The 18,613-nt window shown below is 39.6% G+C and carries 16 protein-coding genes; 9 read left to right on the plus strand and 7 right to left on the minus strand.

All coding sequences use genetic code 11. The annotated features are described in order from the left end of the window. Positions 1 to 390 precede the first annotated feature (390 nt). The 6 genes from dtd to BS34_RS0100535 all read right to left on the minus strand — a co-directional run bounded on the left by dtd (position 391) and on the right by BS34_RS0100535 (position 5,703). A complete protein-coding gene (dtd, locus tag BS34_RS0100510; RefSeq protein WP_029406604.1) occupies positions 391 to 828 on the minus strand; it encodes a D-aminoacyl-tRNA deacylase in 438 nt (145 codons plus the stop codon). A 6-nt stretch (positions 829 to 834) separates the two neighbouring features. After that, on the minus strand, positions 835 to 1,785 hold the full coding sequence (pip, locus tag BS34_RS0100515) for a prolyl aminopeptidase (protein ID WP_029406605.1): 951 nt from the start codon (positions 1,783 to 1,785) through the stop codon (positions 835 to 837). Positions 1,786 to 2,100: 315 nt separating this feature from the next. Then, positions 2,101 to 3,921 (minus strand): translational GTPase TypA, encoded by a 1,821-nt coding sequence (typA, locus tag BS34_RS0100520; RefSeq protein WP_029406606.1) that lies wholly within the window; start codon positions 3,919 to 3,921, stop codon positions 2,101 to 2,103. Between the two features lie 394 nt (positions 3,922 to 4,315). Beyond that, a complete protein-coding gene (locus tag BS34_RS0100525) occupies positions 4,316 to 4,867 on the minus strand; it encodes a DUF6691 family protein (RefSeq protein WP_029406607.1) in 552 nt (183 codons plus the stop codon). 10 nt (positions 4,868 to 4,877) lie between these two features. Then, the gene (locus BS34_RS0100530) at positions 4,878 to 5,366 is read right to left on the minus strand and encodes a YeeE/YedE family protein (protein ID WP_029406608.1); all 489 of its coding nucleotides are present in this window, start codon (positions 5,364 to 5,366) and stop codon (positions 4,878 to 4,880) included. Positions 5,367 to 5,511: 145 nt separating this feature from the next. After that, a complete protein-coding gene (locus tag BS34_RS0100535) occupies positions 5,512 to 5,703 on the minus strand; it encodes a CPXCG motif-containing cysteine-rich protein (protein WP_029406609.1) in 192 nt (63 codons plus the stop codon). 434 nt (positions 5,704 to 6,137) lie between these two features. On the opposite strand from BS34_RS0100535, the gene BS34_RS0100540 reads away from it, so the two are divergent. The 3 genes from BS34_RS0100540 to BS34_RS12420 all read left to right on the plus strand — a co-directional run bounded on the left by BS34_RS0100540 (position 6,138) and on the right by BS34_RS12420 (position 8,901). Then, positions 6,138 to 6,353: a YjfB family protein gene (locus BS34_RS0100540; protein WP_029406610.1), complete on the plus strand. Its 216-nt coding sequence runs from the start codon at positions 6,138 to 6,140 to the stop codon at positions 6,351 to 6,353. Between the two features lie 842 nt (positions 6,354 to 7,195). Continuing rightward, positions 7,196 to 7,516, plus strand: coding sequence for a hypothetical protein (locus BS34_RS12920; RefSeq protein ID WP_029406611.1), 321 nt, complete (start codon positions 7,196 to 7,198; stop codon positions 7,514 to 7,516). Then, entirely contained in the window at positions 7,450 to 8,901 is a 1,452-nt protein-coding gene (locus BS34_RS12420) for a pentapeptide repeat-containing protein (RefSeq protein ID WP_158660950.1), read from the plus strand. The genes BS34_RS12920 and BS34_RS12420 overlap by 67 nt, the downstream gene beginning before the upstream one ends. 70 nt (positions 8,902 to 8,971) lie before the next feature. Here BS34_RS12420 and metH read toward each other — a convergent pair whose 3' ends face one another. Next, the gene (gene metH / locus BS34_RS0100555; protein WP_029406613.1) at positions 8,972 to 12,682 is read right to left on the minus strand and encodes a methionine synthase; all 3,711 of its coding nucleotides are present in this window, start codon (positions 12,680 to 12,682) and stop codon (positions 8,972 to 8,974) included. 264 nt (positions 12,683 to 12,946) lie between these two features. On the opposite strand from metH, the gene BS34_RS0100560 reads away from it, so the two are divergent. From BS34_RS0100560 to BS34_RS0100585, 6 genes are all read left to right on the plus strand, one after another. Next, positions 12,947 to 13,888, plus strand: coding sequence for a hypothetical protein (locus BS34_RS0100560; RefSeq protein WP_029406614.1), 942 nt, complete (start codon positions 12,947 to 12,949; stop codon positions 13,886 to 13,888). A 172-nt stretch (positions 13,889 to 14,060) separates the two neighbouring features. Beyond that, positions 14,061 to 15,161 (plus strand): tRNA (uridine(54)-C5)-methyltransferase TrmA, encoded by a 1,101-nt coding sequence (gene trmA, locus BS34_RS0100565; protein WP_029406615.1) that lies wholly within the window; start codon positions 14,061 to 14,063, stop codon positions 15,159 to 15,161. Continuing rightward, complete coding sequence (locus BS34_RS0100570) at positions 15,158 to 15,925, plus strand: sulfite exporter TauE/SafE family protein (protein WP_029406616.1); 768 nt, start codon at positions 15,158 to 15,160, stop codon at positions 15,923 to 15,925. Before trmA ends, BS34_RS0100570 begins: the two co-directional genes overlap by 4 nt. A gap of 120 nt (positions 15,926 to 16,045) precedes the next feature. Next, a complete protein-coding gene (locus tag BS34_RS0100575) occupies positions 16,046 to 16,729 on the plus strand; it encodes an MOSC domain-containing protein (protein WP_051640598.1) in 684 nt (227 codons plus the stop codon). Positions 16,730 to 16,805: 76 nt separating this feature from the next. Beyond that, on the plus strand, positions 16,806 to 17,651 hold the full coding sequence (locus tag BS34_RS0100580) for a tRNA 2-thiocytidine biosynthesis TtcA family protein (RefSeq protein WP_051640793.1): 846 nt from the start codon (positions 16,806 to 16,808) through the stop codon (positions 17,649 to 17,651). Beyond that, complete coding sequence (locus BS34_RS0100585) at positions 17,651 to 18,601, plus strand: lysophospholipid acyltransferase family protein (RefSeq protein ID WP_029406619.1); 951 nt, start codon at positions 17,651 to 17,653, stop codon at positions 18,599 to 18,601. Before BS34_RS0100580 ends, BS34_RS0100585 begins: the two co-directional genes overlap by 1 nt. The last annotated feature ends 12 nt before the right edge of the window (positions 18,602 to 18,613 follow it).

Here is an 18,613-nt window from a genome sequence, read left to right on the forward strand (position 1 = left end):
AACTTAACCTGACAAGACAGCAGTTAATTACTAACCTAACTTGATAAAAATTCATTATCAGATTTGAGTTATTTTCCACTTTTCTGATGCTTATATAGAAGCTTGGATAAACGCCTTAAGTCCCCTTGTAATAAATGGTGCAAGGTTCTTAGCGTAGTGAACGGTAAAAAAACGCTGCTGTTTGAGCGTAGCGAGTTCAGCGTTTTCAGTTCACAAGCTTAGAACTTGCCCATTTATGGAGCGGGGTTTGTTTTTTGGTTACTTTTTTGCCAAATTGCAAAAAGTAACGGGAAGCCTGAATGACAATATTTAAGGCAAAGGCTAATATTTTAAAGGCTTCTCAATCGCTGTACTTTCTGGTTAAATCTAAGCTTTTACACCTAATACCAATCAAGTTTCAAGCCAAAAGGTAACTGGCCCATTATTAGTTAACGAAACCTGCATGTCAGCACCAAATTTACCTGTTTTAACCAATGCATAATTCTGAGTGCATGTTTTTACAAACTCTCCAAATAGATTTTCAGCAATGTCAGGCGCTGCAGCAGAAGAGAAGCTTGGCCTTAAGCCGCTTTGAGTCGTTGCAGCAAGTGTAAATTGTGGTACAAGTAATAATTGGCCATTAGCTTGTTGAATGTTTAAATTCATTTTGTCATTTTCATCCGCAAATACTCGATAGTTTAATAACTTATGAGCCATTTTCTGGATTGACGTCAAATTGTCATTTGGCTGAAATGCTGTTAAAACTACCAGGCCTGGTCCTATTATGGCAATGGCTTTGCTATTTACCTCTACCTTCGCTTGAGTTACTCTTTGAATTAAACAAATCATGTAAATTTATTGTTCCGCAAATAAATCAGTTTCAGCCACCAGCGCTTTAGTGATTTCAGCTTCCATGGCTGAGTGCCCTGAGTGATTGCAGATGATGAGTTTAGAATTTGGCAATACTTCGTGTAACTCAAACGCCTGATTTACTGGGCAAACCATGTCGTAGCGACCATGAATTATGGTAATAGGCAGTTGTTTAATGTTTTTAGCATCGTTAATGATTTGATCTTTTTCAATAAAAGCTTGATGCTGGAAGTAGTGGCATTCAATTCTTGCCATAGCCAAAGCATGAAAAGGATCGCCAAAATGGTTTACGGTATTTTGATCAGTTTCTAGGTTGGAGGTTCTTCCTTCCCAAATAGACCAAGCCTCAGCCGCTTTCATTCGAGCCACTTCGTTATGACTGGTTAGTAAATCATGGTAAGCATCAATCATATTGTGACGATTTTCAGGCTCTACTGGCGCAATAAAGTCTTTCCAATATTCCGGGTAAAAACGGCTAGCCCCTTCTTGATAAAACCAGTTAACATCTTGTTCGCGGCATAAAAATATACCGCGCAAGATTAACCCTAAAGCTCTTTCTGGATAGGTTTGTGCATAAAGTAGAGATAAGGTTGAACCCCAAGAACCTCCAAAAAGTAGCCATTTATCAATGTCTAAGTGACGGCGGATTTTTTCAATATCCTCAATCAGGTGGGCTGAGGTATTGTTTGTTAGGCAAGCATGAGGTCTAGAACGTCCACAACCACGCTGATCAAAGAGAACAATACGATATTCCAAAGGGTCAAAGAATTGCCTATGAATCGGTGAATATCCTCCACCAGGGCCACCATGAATAAAAAGAACAGGAATCCCCTCTGGATTACCACACTCTTCAATGTGTAATGTATGGGTGCTGTCAACTTGAAGACTATGCTGAACGTAAGGTTCAATTGGGGCATATAGGTATTGTGAAATCATTTGAGTGATATTCTTCCTGCTAATTTAATGAAGGTTTGCACGAAAATCTGCTCAAATAAAAATAATTGATAATCACCAGTTTTTTATCTTTAAGGGGAAAAGTAGGCATATTTTTTTCACCTAAATTAGGTTCTTATTCTAGGAGTACAGATTTATAAGTAGAAATTCTAACACTTTATTTTCGACTGTTATTATTTTGTTTTACGGGTTTTACCAATTGATTTAGCTTGAATTCGCATAGTCTGTGATGCTTTATTTTAGAGATAAAAAAACCAGCGTTAAAGCTGGTTTTTTAGGGTGTTAATTTTATGTAAATTAACCTTTAGAACGTCCTGCACGCTTACGTTCGTTTTCAGTTAGGAATTTTTTACGAATACGTACACTTTCTGGAGTCACTTCAACTAGTTCATCATCATCGATGAATTCAAGTGCTTGTTCAAGCGAGAAACGAACAGGAGGCGTTAAGGTTAATGCTTCATCTGTACCCGATGCACGCATGTTAGTTAACTGCTTACCTTTAACCGGATTAACGGTTAAATCATTTGCTCGGCTGTGAAGTCCAATAACCATACCTTCATAAACTTCTTCACCATGACCAACATATAGGCGGCCACGATCTTGTAAGTTAAATAAAGAGAAGGCTAGTGCTTTACCTGTTTCCATAGAGATTAATACACCACGTGTTCTTTCACCAACCGTTCCTGCAAATTTAGGACCGTAGTGAGAGAAACTTGAGAAGATTAAACCTTCACCCTGAGTGGCTGTCATAAACTCAGTACGGAAACCGATTAATCCACGTGACGGGATGATAAAATCAATACGTACACGACCATGTCCGTCTGGAACCATATCTTGCATTTCACCTTTACGAAGGCCTAATGCTTCCATAATAGTTCCTTGTGCATCTTCAGGTACATCAACCGTTAAAGTTTCATAAGGTTCTTGTGTTTCACCGTCAACTTCACGGAAGATTACTTCCGGACGAGAGATACCCATTTCAAAACCTTCACGACGCATCGTTTCGATTAGAACTGAAAGGTGAAGTTCACCACGTCCAGAAACACGGAATTTGTTAGCGTCATCAGTGTCTTCAACACGTAAAGCAACGTTAGTTAGTAGCTCTTTGTCAAGACGTTCACGAATTTGACGTGAAGTTAATAACTTACCTTCTTTACCAACAAAAGGAGAGTTGTTTACTTGGAAAGTCATGCTTACTGTCGGCTCATCAATAGTCAATGCAGGTAAGGCTTCTGGGTGGTTAGGATCACAGATTGTTTCAGAAATCATTAATGGATCGAAACCTGCGAATGCAATGATATCACCCGCGTGTGCTTCTTCAACGTTAATACGCTCAAGACCGTGGTAACCGAAGATTTCCCCCATCTTACCGTTACGGATATTACCTTTCGCATCAACAATACGTACTGGCATCCCAACTTGGCAAGAACCGCGTTTGATTCGTCCAGTTCCGATAACACCCTTGTAAGTGTCGTAGTCTAAAGAGATACACTGAATTTGGAACGGTCCACCTAAGTCTACATCTGGTGGAGAAACTTTATCTACAATGGTTTGGAATATAGGTTGCATGTCACCTTCACGAACATCTTCGTCAAAACCAGAGAAACCATTTAATCCAGAAGCATAAAGGACTTCAAAATCCATCTGCTCATCAGTTGCGCCTAAACGGTCAAATAGATCAAATGTTTGGTCAAGTACCCAGTCAGGACGAGCACCAGGGCGGTCAATTTTATTGATAACAACAATCGGTCTTAACCCTTGAGCTAAGGCTTTTTCTGTTACAAAACGCGTTTGAGGCATAGGGCCTTCAACTGAGTCAACTAATAGTAAAACCGAGTCAACCATCGATAAAATACGCTCTACTTCACCACCAAAGTCGGCGTGTCCTGGAGTATCTACGATGTTGATGCGATAGTCATTCCACTTAACGGCTGTGTTTTTAGATAGGATAGTGATTCCACGCTCTTTTTCAAGATCGTTAGAATCCATCATGCGCTCACCCATATCTTTACGTTCATCCAACGTACCAGATTGTTTTAATAGTTGGTCTACCAAGGTTGTTTTACCGTGGTCAACGTGGGCAATAATTGCGATATTGCGAATATGCTGAGTTGTCATCAAGAGGCTCTCTATTTTACTAGTGGTTTCTAAGACTTAGATAATCCAGATAAGATTTAATAGGATTGCGTAGGGCTTAAGAATTTTAAAAGAAGGTATTATAATGAAATTAAACGGAATTTATAGAAAATTGATGATTTTTCTTTCAGTAATCATTTCAGCAAGATATCTTTGCGTGAGAGGGGAGCGAAAGAAAATGTGGTGAAAATTATCTGATTTAGGCGAGAAACGCCGCTAATAGCGAGTTATGAACAAGTTATTGGCAGGATATTGGCAAGATGTTGGCAAGTTGTCGCCCAACTGAAGTGCTTTTGAGGTGCAACAGTAATCAGGCGGTTTTAAGTGTTTTAGTTTGTGTAAGCACCTCAAGCAAAGGTGTCTTCAAGCTAAGGTGCTAACTTTTAAAGGCGTCTGCATAGTTGCCATTGTTGGCGATATAGGTTTGTAAAACACCATAAGCCATTGTGCCTAAGAGTAAACCCGCTAAGGTAAATATAGCACTAATTTTCCCTTCACCTAGCATTGCCGGTACTGTGCCGGGGCATGCTGCGGTCATTGCCCAGCCAATTCCAAATAAAAACGCACCCGTTACTAAGCCTTTTTGGTAAGGTTTTTTAACAAAGTCGACTTCCATCCCAGTAGTAACCGCAAGTACGTGATATTTTTTCATTAAATATACGCCAATCATCGAAACCATAACCGCCGTACCAATTACTTTCATAAGCTGAAAATCAATAAAAAGAAACATTTTAGCGTGATAGTCAAAAGTGGTAGCGCCTGCGTGGCTCATTAAAAAACCAAAAGTAGCTCCCATTAAAAGGCCTAAAATATTGGCACGATAAGCGTAAACAAAAGAGATAACGGTCAACTTTGCACTCTCAATAAACGGCTTATTATGTGAGTTATTATGAGTATTATGCGGTTCGTTTTTAGATTCGTGATTCATAATTGTTCTTTTAAAAGTTAAATAGGAGTTGAGTCATTAAAAAGGCACTCATAAAAAATACCGCACCGGCTAATAAGCTAGGAGGGTTCATCATGGCACCGCCCACTAATGCATGGCCCGTAGTGCAAGCTCCGGCTAAGCGAGCACCAAAACCTAATAGCATGCCTCCAAAAATTAACCAAATCGCTTTAGCAGCATCGGATTGGGGTAAAATTTCTTCATACATTCCCATGTCAAAACTCCAATGCCAAGGTTCTGGCGAGCTCAATGCACTTAACAAGCCACCAATAGGGATGCCAATTAAAAACCATAATTTTGTATTGTTGCGTTGGCTATATTCACCTTGGCGGTAGAAACTCATCTTTTTACAGATGTAGCCACAAACATTGCCATACCCTGTAGAGCAACCAGCGGGTTTACCAATTAACCAAAAATGTAAAATTACAAATAAGCCAATAGCGAGTCCAGCTAACCATCCACTCCACACTGAAATTTCCATTACAGTAAGTCCTAATAAAATCAATAATGCTGGTATTGTTAAATGTTTTGCTTAATGAGTCAAAACAGGGTTTTTATTAGGTCGATAAGTAAGACTTATTTAACCAGGCCTGGTTGTTTTAAAGAGAAGGTTTTTTTGCATCAGTTTAGTAATAGTCATCATCTTCGCTGAGTGCTTGAATATTGGTATTATTAGAGTCGATATCCACAATTAAATGAATAGGTCGACAGCACACAAAACAGTCTTCAATATATTCCTGGTGTGGTTCTGAAGGATCAATTACCAACTCAATGGTTTCCGAGCAATAAGGGCATTGAATATTTTTAGTGTCTAGCATGACGTTCACCTCGTTTTATCTAATAGAGACCTTAGCACCCAAGGGCATAAACACGAGATAGGTGCGAAAGAAAAATAGGCGTGAGTACCCCTTGAGGGTAAAAAATTTGCCTGATTCTCGACTTACCCCTTCGGGCGTCGAGTTCTTCGTTTGCGGCGGAAAGTGCAGGGAATAGCTAGCTATTAGCAAGTTGTCGCCCAACGGAAGTGCCCTTGGGGTACAACAAAAATCAGGTGAATTTTTACCCTCAAGGGGCACCTAGAACCATTTTTACTCGTGCATATTCTCGTGCAAAGGTCTCTAATAGTGTTAATGGTAATAGTTTAGACCAGGCCTGGTTAGTTAGAATAAATCTATTTTATATTTCTGCTAAAGAATTTAGAAACCGGTCGATAACTTACTATAACGATAGGTTTAATTAAGAGGGAAAAGCAATGGATATTTCAAATGTTTCCGCAGGAGCAATGGTTAGCGCGGCTTTGGCTCAACAAGAAGTTTATGCACAAAACCAAGTGAATGTTTCCATGTTTAAAAAAGCCTTAGATACGCAATCTCAAAATGCGATGACGCTAATTGATTCTTTACCACAGCTACCAAGTACCCAAGGATTACCGGCTAATTTAGGCAATAACATTAATACTACTGCTTAATTCTTAATATTTAGTTCGGGCTTTAGAATTCTACCAGGCCTGGTAAAACCCTAAATAAGTTGATTTTCATAATTATTGAGAAGCCTTTTTGATATTTATAGGTCTTTAATCTCATGGCACTGGCTTCCCGTCACCTTTTCTCGTCTCTTCAGCCGAGTTCTTTTTTTGCTGTTCGACAAAAAATAACCAATACGCGCCCTGAAAGAATTGCCCTTAGGGCAAACCCTAAAGACACAATCTATTTCACTAAGTTTGCTAGCTAAGATTTCAAAACTCGCTCGTGCCCTCAGGAAATGCCCTTGGGGTAATCAAACAGCACAAACTTTTAACCGCAGCCTTCACTAAGTAAAAGAGCGATTTCTTACAGAGGGAGGTTTTTTACGTTAATTCCGTATTTAGAGTTCTTCGATAGCTTGTGCTAAATTATTTGACCAGGCCTGGTCGGTTGTCTTTTTAATAGTTGAAGAAAACCACAAACGCCAAAACTCCCCTTGGAATAAATTGTGCAAAGGTCTTAACGAAGTGAACGATTAAAAAACGCTGCTGTTAGAGCGTAGCTTGCGAAGCGAGTTCAGCGTTTTCAGTGAATGAGTTTTAGAACTTGCCAATTTATGGAACGGGGTGCCCTAGTTGGCTTACCTTATTGGGTAAGCAATAAGGTAAGGGGAAGCCTAAAAGCAAACCTAAAGGTATATAAATAACAAAAAGGCTTCTCAACCTAGGTAGTTCATTTAATTTACTTTGAAATTAATTGTTTTTATATAAATCCTCATGAACATAATAATATACAAAAATTTACTGCTAAAATGTTTTTTGTATTTTTTTTGCAAAAAGGTAATTAAGTGGCTCTGGTAAAGATAGGTATATTTGCAGCTTTAGTTTTGCTTTTTGGCGTAATTGGCTTTGATTATCAAGACGTAATAAAAACAATTTTTGCAATTGTGTTGGTTGTTGTTATTGGATTACTTAGTTTGTTTTTTCTAGCATGGGTTTTGAATACAGAGGTGACTCCATTTTTTTTAATTAAGGCACACAAATTAAAAAAGTTGAAAAAAAAGAAGAATTTGAAGATAGTCATGAAGGAAAAATTAATGCCTTGCAAGAGAAGTATTCAACAAGGTCAGTTAAGTATGACAGCAAAATTCGAATTCGTTGGATTGTAGTTTCAGGTTTTATTGCATTTATTGTTTTATTGATTATTTGGTTATTGGTACCAAATGATTTTGATGATAGAGCTTTTTCACCTGTCATTGCATTGCTGGTTGGCGCGCCTGTTGGTCTAGTTATTTGGTATTTTAGAGACCAAAATAAATTAAGTGAACTAGAAAGGCATCATCATGATGTAACTCTTAAAGAGTTTCAAAAATTGCAAAAGTGGGCTACTGGCAATATAGAAAGTGGTTTCGATTCTAACGGTAAACAACTGAAGCATGCCGAAACACTTCAAGTGTCAGCTTTACACTCATTAAGACCGTATTTGAGGGGTGAGTTTGGAGAGAACTTCAAGCGAAGCGCTTATGAGATTTTTATAAGTGTTTTGAAAACTGAACACCGAAAAATTTTCGAAAAATTAGAATTAGAAAGAAGACCATTGATTTATGAAAATATCCAAAGTGCCATCAATGAAGTTAGTTTGGTAAAGCAGGTTAACCAGATTGCTTCAGAAGAGTGGTTTTCATTATTAATTAACCATGATTATTCGACTAAGGGAATAAGCCTCGTCGGAGTAGATTTAAGTCAAAAATATTTAATCAAATTTTCTGGTGAGGGAATTGACCTTAGTGCCTCTAAGTTGCAGGGGGCTAATTTAAGCTATTCGTTTATTCAAAAAGCAAACTTGTGGGATGCAAACCTTCAAGGTGCAAAATTGCGCAAAACTAGAATGCAGCAATCAGATCTTAGGTTAACTAATTTTATTAGCACTGATTTGACTTTGACTTATTTTCAAGGATCCCGTTTTTATCGCAATGATTTTACAGGAGCAAATTTAGTAGGAGCTAACTTTACTGCTTGTTATCTATATTCGGTTGACTTTTTAGGTGCTCATCTAGTAGGAGCTAAATTTATCGGGGCTGCTTTTATGAATTGCGACTTTATTGGTTGCAATCTGTCTGGCTCAGATTTTTCTGGAGTTGGGAGCTTTCAGCTAAAGTTTTCAGGTTGCTGTTTAGGCGGAAGTAAGTTTTTTTGTGATGTTTCAGATATTAGCTTTAATGGTGTTAATTCTGATAACAATATTATGCCCTGTGACAATCCTGTCCAGTATTTAAAGTCAAATGTGAATACAAAAAGTGATTTAAGTTTTTTAACTAACATATCGGATAACTTAAATTATGAAGGGGCAATTAATGATTTTAATAAGTACGTCATTGATAAAGATAATGCCGGTGATGTGAGGCTTCTTAATGTCTTGAAAAAGCCTGCTGGTGAAGCAAAGTCTGGCGAATACACAGAAGCGAAAATGTTAAAGTGGATTGAACATATCAAGAAGTATGAATATGTATATAACTATTTTGAAGAATTTACAATTCAGGATGATCATCTATAGCTGTGATTTTCATTGAATATAAAGTTTTATGTATAAAAGCCACTATAAAGCAGCTTTTTATTTTAGTAAATTACTGCGAAAAATCTTCTGGGTCGTAACCTAGGTTAGGTGCTAACCATTTTTCGGTTTCTTCAATGCTCCAGCCTTTACGTTGTGCATAGTCTTCTACTTGATCTCGACCGACTGACCCCACACCAAAGTAGCGGGATTCTGGGTGAGCGAAGTAGGTGCCTGAAACCGCCGCAGTGGGATACATTGCATAGCTGCTGGTAATCTCTAATCCAATTTTTTCATCGGGTTTTAAGAGTTCCCAAAGTGTGCCTTTCTCAGTATGGTCTGGGCAGGCAGGGTAACCCGCGGCAGGGCGAATGCCTTGGTAACGTTCTTTAATGAGGTCTTCGTTCTCTAAGGCTTCATCTGGTGCATAACCCCAATCTTCTTTACGCACAATCTCATGCAAAGTTTCAGCAAAGGCTTCGGCAAAACGGTCAGCCAGTGCTTTAAGCATAATAGATTTGTAGTCATCATGATTGGCTTCAAAACGGTCGGTGTGTTCGTCAATCCCAATTCCTGCGGTGACCGCAAAGAATCCGATGTAATCTGCAATCCCCGATTCTTTTGAGGCAATAAAATCAGACAGGCAGTTATTCGCACCGCCACGTTTTTTCTCCGCTTGCTGGCGAATATGGTGGAAGGTGTGAATGACTTCTGAACGCGTTTCATCCGCATAGACTTCAATGTCGTCCCCCACGCGGTTTGCAGGATAGAAACCATAGACCGCTTTGGCGGTTAACCATTTTTCTTCAACAATCTGTTTGAGCATGGCTTGCGCATCAGCATAGACTTTCTTGGCTTCTTCACCAACCACTTTATCTTCTAAAATTCGTGGGAAAAGACCATGCAGTTCCCAAGATTGGAAGAAAGGTGACCAATCAAATTTTTCAACGAGGGTTTCAAGCGGAAAGTCTTCTAAAACTTTGGTGCCTAAAAACTTGGGTTTAACTGGGGTGTAATTTTCCCAGGCCTGGTCGGTTAATGATGGGTTCTCACGCGCTTTGTTAATTGGGATGCGGCGAACTTCTTTGGCACGCGCTTTACGCTCTTCACGAACCGTTTCATATTCGGCACGAACTTTATCGGCAAAGTCGCCTTTTAAATCGGCTGAGATTAAACTTTGCGCCACACCGACTGCACGAGAAGCATCTTTAACATAGACAACAGGGTGCTTATATTGAGGTTCAATCTTAACTGCGGTATGCGCTTTGGAGGTGGTGGCGCCACCAATCAGAAGCGGTAAATCTAAATTGCGTTCTTTCATTAATTTGGCGACATTCACCATCTCTTCAAGAGAGGGGGTGATTAACCCTGAAAGTCCAATAACATTAGCGCCTTCGGCAATGGCGGTGTCTAAGATTTTTTCAGCGGGCACCATGACGCCAAGGTCAACCACTTCAAAGTTATTACACTGTAAAACCACGCCGACAATGTTTTTACCTATGTCGTGTACGTCACCTTTTACGGTTGCTATCACAATTTTACCTTGCACGCGGCCAGAAGATTTTTCTGCGGCGAGGAAGGGGTCAAGATAGGCAACGGCACGTTTCATTACTCGTGCTGACTTAACCACTTGCGGTAAGAACATTTTACCCGAACCGAATAAGTCTCCGACCACGTTCATGCCATCCATCAGCGGGCCTTCAATGACATTGATGGGCGCCCCTAATTTAACGCGAGCTTCTTCGGTATCGTCTTCGATAAAGTCGGTAATCCCCTTTACCAGAGAGTGCTCTAGGCGTTTTTCAACCGTGGTTTCACGCCAACTTAAATCGGCTTCTTTAGAGGCGGCTGAGCCATCCCCTAAAAACTCAGCCGCCACTTCTAATAGACGTTCACCGGCTTCGGAATCCTTATTTAAAATAACGTCTTCCACGGCTAAGCGAAGTTTTTCGGGCAGGTCATCGTAAATGGCCATTTGCCCAGCGTTGACGATTCCCATGTCCATGCCTTCTTTAATGGCGTAATACAAGAACACAGAGTGAATCGCTTCTCGTACTGGGTTGTTGCCACGGAAAGAGAAGGAGACGTTAGACACTCCACCTGAGATTTTGGCGTGAGGTAAGTTGGCTTTAATCCAAGTGACGGCATTGATAAAGTCTAGGCCGTAGTTGTTGTGCTCTTCAATCCCCGTCGCAACCGCAAAAATGTTTGGGTCAAAAATAATGTCTTGTTGTAAAAAGCCCACTTTTTCAGTTAGTACTTCATAAGAACGCTGACAGATTTCGATTTTGCGTTCTAGAGTATCGGCCTGACCATCTTCATCAAACGCCATCACAATCGCCGCAGCGCCATATTTTTTAACCAAGGTGGCGTTTTTAATAAAGGCTTCTTCTCCCTCTTTAAGCGAGATGGAGTTAACGACCCCTTTACCTTGAATACATTTTAAGCCCGCTTCAATAACCTCAAATTTGGAAGAGTCAATCATGATTGGGACACGAGACGCTTCGGGTTCAGAGGCCAATAGATTTAAGAAGCGTACCATGCATGCCTTGGCATCTAACATGCCTTCATCCATATTGACGTCGATAATCTGCGCGCCATCTTCGACTTGTTTCACGGCGATGTTGATTGCATCGTCGTAGTTTTCTTCGATGATTAGGCGTTTGAACAGGGCAGAACCGGTGACATTATTACGCTCACCGACGTTTACAAACAGGGTTTCTTCATCGATGTTTAATGGTTCTAGACCGGATAAGCGACAAGCCGGTTTTACTTCTGGAAGTGCGCGGGCAGGGTGTTTTAAGGCCGCCTCTGCCATGGCTTGCACATGGTCTGGCGTGGTTCCACAACAGCCACCAATAATATTAATCCAACCACGTTCAGCCCAAACAGCGATTTCTTCCGCCATTTGCTCTGGCGTTTCATCGTATTCCCCAAACTCATTAGGCAGGCCTGCATTGGGGTGAATAGAAACATAGGTTTCACACACACGGCTAAGTTCTTGCACATAAGGGCGTAACTCTTCTGGCCCCAATGCACAGTTTAAACCGATTGATAAAGGTTCTGCATGGGCAACGGCATTGTAAAAGGCTTCGGTCGTTTGACCCGATAACGTTCGGCCAGAAGCATCGGTAATGGTGCCAGAAAGCTGAATGGGGACTTCATAACCCACTTCATCTTGCACTTCTTTTACCGCAAAAATGGCCGCTTTGGCATTTAGCGTATCAAAGATGGTTTCAATTAGAATGGTGTCCACGCCACCTTCTAAAAGTGCGTGAGTGGCTTGTTTGTAGGCAATAACGAGTTCATCAAATGAGGTGTTACGGTAACCAGGGTCGTTAACATCAGGAGAGATAGAGGCGGTGCGATTTGTTGGCCCAAGAACACCAGTGACAAAGCGAGGTTTACCATCTTCGGCTTCGGCAATATCGCAGGCTTCACGTGCCACTTTGGCGGCCGCAATGTTAAGCTCTGTGACATGCTCTTGCATATCGTAATCGGCTTGGGCAATGGTGGTAGCGTTAAATGAGTTAGTCTCAAGGATATCCGCACCTTTTCGTAAAAACTCTAGATGAATATCACGAATCACATCCGGTTTGGTCATCGCCAGGATGTCGTTATTGCCCTTGATATCCATATGATAATCGGCAAAACGCTCGCCACGAAAATCCTCTTCTGTCAGATTTAGGTTCTGAATCATCGTCCCCATTGCCCCATCAAGAACGACGACACGTTCTTTAAGGAGGTTACGAAGAGTTTGAATGCGTTGTGTACGAGTTGTCATAAAGGTGCCGTTTTGCTGTGCCAAAAAATTAATCCGTTATTCTAACCGATTTAGTGGTTAAGCTCTAAATTTTGCTTGATTAAACTTATAGGTTAATCACTTGCTTATTTTAGGGTTAAATAGAGCTAACTTTATGGTTTGTTGGCATTTTTTAGCTAATTCAGTGATGGCTACTTATCGTGTTTGATTTGCAAAATTAATTAGTCAAAAATGGTTTTGGAGCTTATAATTCCTGCTCTTCTCTTAATAGCAAATGGAATTGAAATGGCTTTTTTACCTTCACTGAAAGAAACTTTAAACATAAAAACTTCAGCTTTTTTGTCAAAGATAGCGGTTTTTACAAGTCTTATTTTTACGTTTTCTGTACAAAATGTGCACGCTTCAGAATTTCAAATCGGTTCAGGTACGATGAGTTTAAAAGGTGGAATCTTTGGGCTTGAATCTCAAGTGGATTCTTCTGTTCAAGTCTTTACGAATCGAGAGCAACACGCTAATTTATTAGAGAGTAATGTTTTTTATAATTACAGTATAAGCACCTATCACTCTGGACAGTTTAGCAATGAAAGTAATAGTTTGACTACTCTAGGTGGAGGTACGGTTGAACTACCTAATACAAATTATGATTGGCAAGGTTTTGATGGACAAATTACCTTAGGGTATGACGTCTTTAAAAAAGGGCCTTTTGATTATTTTGGTGTTGGGCTTTCATTGGGTATTGCGGCTCCGTATATAGATAATACTGGGGATTCATCGGGTGAGCCTGCAAACAGTTACCCAAGTTTGCCATCAGGTTCATCGCAATCAGTAGACTTTTTTGCCTCTAAAACCGAGTTAACAGGTTATAAAATTGGCCCTAAAATCGTGTTTGGTAAAAGTTTAAATCGCTTAGCTTCAGTTTATGGTGAAGTGAGTTATGCAACTCAGCGTGTTGATGTAAAAAACGATACGCTTAGAATTGCGACGAATATATCAGGTGATTATTTTTCTTACGAACTGGGTATGCGTTACCAACCCATTACCATTAAAAAAGACCTTGGATTTATGACAATTGAACCTAGTTTGTATTTTACTTTGGCAGTTAATTACGCGGAATTAAATATGGATAACCTCAATGTTGATTTGTCTGGTTATAATTTTAATATTGAATCAGCCAATATGAGCGCCTCTTCAACAACGTTAAATTTAGGTGTCGGTTACAATTTCTAGGGAATTTTTAGGCATCCATTTTGTTGTATAAAAAACCGCAAAAGAAAAACTAAATAACAACACAATAACAACATTCATCTCCTTGTCATGAATCAACTATAATATGGCTTTTTATTAGACTGAGACCTTTACTTGAGTGTAGAGGTTTCGCAAACACAAAAAGCTTATAAATATGCTCTGCCAAGTTTTTCCTGAACAATACGATAGTCAATTAGCCGATAAAGTGGTTAGACTGAATCAACTTCTCCCGCAATCGGCGTTGAATAAAACACAAACTGTGTTTGCGTCTAGTCCTACTCATTACCGTGCTCGTGCTGAATTTAGAATTTGGCATGAAGGTGATGAGTCTGACTACATTATGTTTGACCAAGAAACTAAAGAAAAAGTCGCCATTAAAGAGTGCCCAATGGCAATAGAATCGATTGCGGATTTAATGCCTAAATTGATGACCGAAATTTGCAAAGAACCTATTTTGCGTGAAAGACTATTTCAGGTTGATTTTTTAGCGACGTTAAGTGGACAAATGTTAGTGACGTTAATTTATCGTAAGTCTATTAAAGATGACCAGGCCTGGTTAAATGCCGCAAATTCACTTAAAGCCGGTTTACCCATAACGCATATAATTGGTCGAGCACGTAAGCAAAAGGTTTTGTTAGATGAAGACTTTGTGGTCGAAGAGTTGCAAGTGGATGGTAAGCCGTTTATTTACCAACAAATAGAGAATAGTTTTACTCAACCTAATGCCAAAATGGCTCAGAATATGTTGCATTGGGCGCGCAAAATGTCAGAGGATGCACAAGGTGATTTAATTGAACTTTATTGTGGAAATGGACATTTTTCAATTGCTTTAGCAGAGCATTACAATCGAGTATTAGCGACAGAAATATCGAAAACCTCAGTGGCTTCGGCACAATACAATATAGCGGCTAATCAGGTGGATAATGTTACAGTGATTAAAATGGCTGCTGAAGAGATTAGTGCCGCCTTGCAAGGCCAAGAGTTTTTTAGATTAAAAAATGTAGGATTGAAAGAGTACGATTTTAAAACCATTTTTGTTGATCCGCCGCGCTCTGGTTTAGATGATTTAACGCGCAAAATGGTTACTGAGTTTGAACGTATCATTTACATCTCTTGCAATCCAGAAACTTTGGCAGTCGATTTAGCCTCTATTCAGAAAACTCATGATATTGTTGAAACGGCTCTGTTTGACCAATTTCCCTATACCCATCACATTGAATCGGGTGTGTTTTTAAAAGGAAGGAAATGTAGATGATATTAGCTTGGATCGGAGCTTTATTTATTGGATTAACCCTTGGTCTATTAGGATCGGGTGGCTCAATTTTAACCGTGCCCGTTTTAACTTATCTGGTTGGGCAAGAGACCAAAGTGGCTATTGCGAGTTCTTTAATTATTGTGGGAATTATCAGTATTTTTTCGGCAATTCCGTATGCACGTCAACAATTGGTTAAATGGCGCACCGTGTTTATTTTTGGCGTGCCAGGCATGGCGGGTGCGGTATTTGGTGCATGGTTAGCTCATTATGTGAGTGATGCATTGCAAATGTTAATTTTTGCAGGCCTGATGATTGTAGCTTCTTATTTAATGTTTAAGCCTGTAAAGCTTAATGAAGCAGAGGTGGAACAAGAAGAGCGTGCTATTTACAAAATTGCCTTAGATGGATTTATTGTTGGAGGTATAACAGGCCTGGTAGGTGTTGGCGGTGGTTTTTTAATTATTCCAGCGCTGGTTTTATTAGGCGGTTTGTCTATGCGCTTGGCAGTAGGTACCAGTTTGGTGATAATTGCATTTAAATCCTTTGCAGGCTTTTTAGAATATTTGCATGTTTTGCAAGAGATGCAGTTAAGTGTAGACTGGCATGTTATTGGTTTATTCTCAATTATAGGTATCGTTGGTGGCTGGTTGGGTCACAAGATTAGTAGCAAAATAAATCAGCATCAATTAAAACGTGGTTTTGCTGTATTTTTAGTGCTTATGGGGGCGTTCATTCTCTATAAAAACCTCCCAAATTTATTCTAAGAGACTTTTTGCACCAGACTAAATACCAATAAAATTTTGCCAAGTCCTCATCAAACTTGAAAGAAGATTCCAAATTTTTGCCTCTTTAATTTAAAAAAAGGCCAATTTAAAGGAAATGCCATGAAAATTATCTCTCTTAATATGGGTAAAGTAACTCCAAAACCTTGGCGTGATGGCGTCCCTTCGGGGATTTGCAAACAATCCGTTGAGCATAGTGTGCAATTGTCAAACACAGGGTTGGAGGGTGATGAACAAGCAGATTTAAAAAATCATGGTGGCGAGGATAAAGCACTCTTAGTATTACCTACCAGCGCTTATTTACGGTTTGAAATAGAACATGATTATGGTTTTTTAGGTGAAAATTTAGCAATTAATGATTTAGATGAAGCCGATGTTTGTTTAGGCGATCGTTTTCAGATAGGCACCGTGCTTTTAGAAGTGTCTCAACCTCGTTCACCTTGCTGGAAGCTTGATGCTCAGGTTTCGACGCGAATTACTAAATGGCAACCTGGAGAATTTTTAAAAGCTTACAGTGATAGTGGACATGTTGGTTTTTATTGCCGTGTATTAACAACCGGTAAGTTACAAAAACAGCAATCTGTTAGATGGTTAACACTTAGTAATGAAGCGGCTAAGAAATATCCCAAAATAAGCATTAAAGAGTTATATTTAGCCAAGTCAAACCCTTCAAGTCCTAAAGATTGGAAGAGGCTTAAACAAGCCATTAATCATCCCGCTTTGTCTTTAGCATGGCAAACCAGTATTAATCAATTGTTAGATAAACACGCTGCCAAACACTCTTAATACATTGTGCTTAATTTGAGAGGTTCTTACTTTTCCGTGTAAAATAAGGGGATTGGTAAATTAAATAATGACGACAATGACAGAACAAACGCAGAAAAAAATAACTAAAAAAGAGCGCACTAAAGATTGGATTACGCCTCCTAAGTCTATTATGAAATTAGTAGGAAGGGCCATGGCACAATACAAGATGTTACGTGATGGAGATCGCGTATTACTTGGTCTTTCTGGCGGTAAGGATTCAATGGCTTTGTTGGTCATACTGAAGCATCTACAACGCCATGCTCCGGTTAATTTTGAGCTAGCGGCTTGTACTATTGATCCTGAAATTCCAGGTTTTGATCCTTCTCCACTAAAAGAGTGGTGTGCAAAAATGGATGTGCCATACTTTTATGAAAGTGAAGATATGGTTGGCTTGGCTGAAGAGCGTATGAAAGGAGATTCCTTTTGTAGTTTTTGTGCACGCCAAAAACGTGGCATTTTATACACAGTTTGTCGTCGAGAGGGGTATAACGTTTTAGCCTTAGCGCAACATTTAGATGACTTGGCTGAGAGTTTTATTATGTCTGCCTTTAATGCGGGTCAACTGCGTACGATGAAAGCGCATTATCTTAATGATGATGAAGACGTTCGCATTATTCGTCCTTTAGTAAGAGTAAGGGAAAATCAAACACGAGACTTTGCCATTACAGCGGAATTACCGGTGATTGAAGATAACTGTCCAGCTTGTTATGCCAAACCTCAAGCTCGTGCAGAAACTAAAGAATTACTATTAGAGCAAGAACAAAAAAACAAACATTTATACGCCAATTTATGGCGCGCTATGCAGCCGTTAATTGCGGATGATAATCATCAAGGAAAAGCAGATTTAACCGCTCTAAATCATGAAACCAATAACCTGCAAACTGATGAAATCGACTTGTAATGCTTGATAAATCAAAAAACCAATCGAAAACCCAATCATCAAATCAAACAGAGAAACAACAGCTTTGTTTAGGATGGTTTGTGAAAGGGTTAATTGTTTTATTAGGTTTGCTTCCTCTTAGACTTAGCCAAGGACTGGGTTCACTGCTAGGAAGTTTGTTTTATTGGATTCCAAACAGTAATAAGCGCATTGCTCAAATAAATATTCAACAAGCTTATCCCAACCTTTCTCCTCAACAGCAAAAAGCTCTGCTTCAGGCAAACCTTAAAGAGACTTCTAAGGCGCTAATTGAGTTAGGGGCGTTTTGGCGTTGGCGTAGTGATAAGTTACTGCGACTGGTTAAAGAGGTTCATGGGCAAGATTTGTTAGAACAGGCCATTGCGCAAAATAAAGGTGTGATTTTTCTAGCGCCACATATTGGCGCTTGGGAGCTAATAGGGAGTTATTTATCAGCCGTTTATCCCTCTAGTTTTTTATATCGACCGCCCAATATCCCTTCAATTGAACGCTTTATGGTAAATGCAAGAGGGCGTTTTGGTGCAACCTTAGCGCCGACGGATTCACGTGGTGTTAGATGTTTAATGAAGGCGCTTAAAAATAAAGAAGTGACGGCTATTTTGCCTGACCAAGATCCAGGTGAATCTGGTGGAGTGTACGCGCCATTTTTTGACCGTCCTGCAAGAACTATGACGTTGGTCAGTAAACTATTAAAAAAAACGGGTAGTCCTTGTTTGTTTGTAGTAATGCAGCGTTTACCAAAGGCTAAAGGCTATGCACTTCACTTTTTACAAGCAGATGAAAGCCTAGCTAGTAAAGAAACCAAAATCGCAACTCAAGCCCTCAATACAGGAGTTGAGCAGTGTATTTCAATTGCACCAGAACAGTATTTATGGTGTTACAAACGTTTCCGTAAACCACCAGAAGGGATAACGGATATTTATAAAAATTAGCTAGATTTACTA

Origin of the sequence: Thiomicrorhabdus sp. Milos-T2 (genome assembly GCF_000702325.1) — a bacterium.
In the GTDB taxonomy this organism is placed as follows: domain Bacteria; phylum Pseudomonadota; class Gammaproteobacteria; order Thiomicrospirales; family Thiomicrospiraceae; genus Thiomicrorhabdus.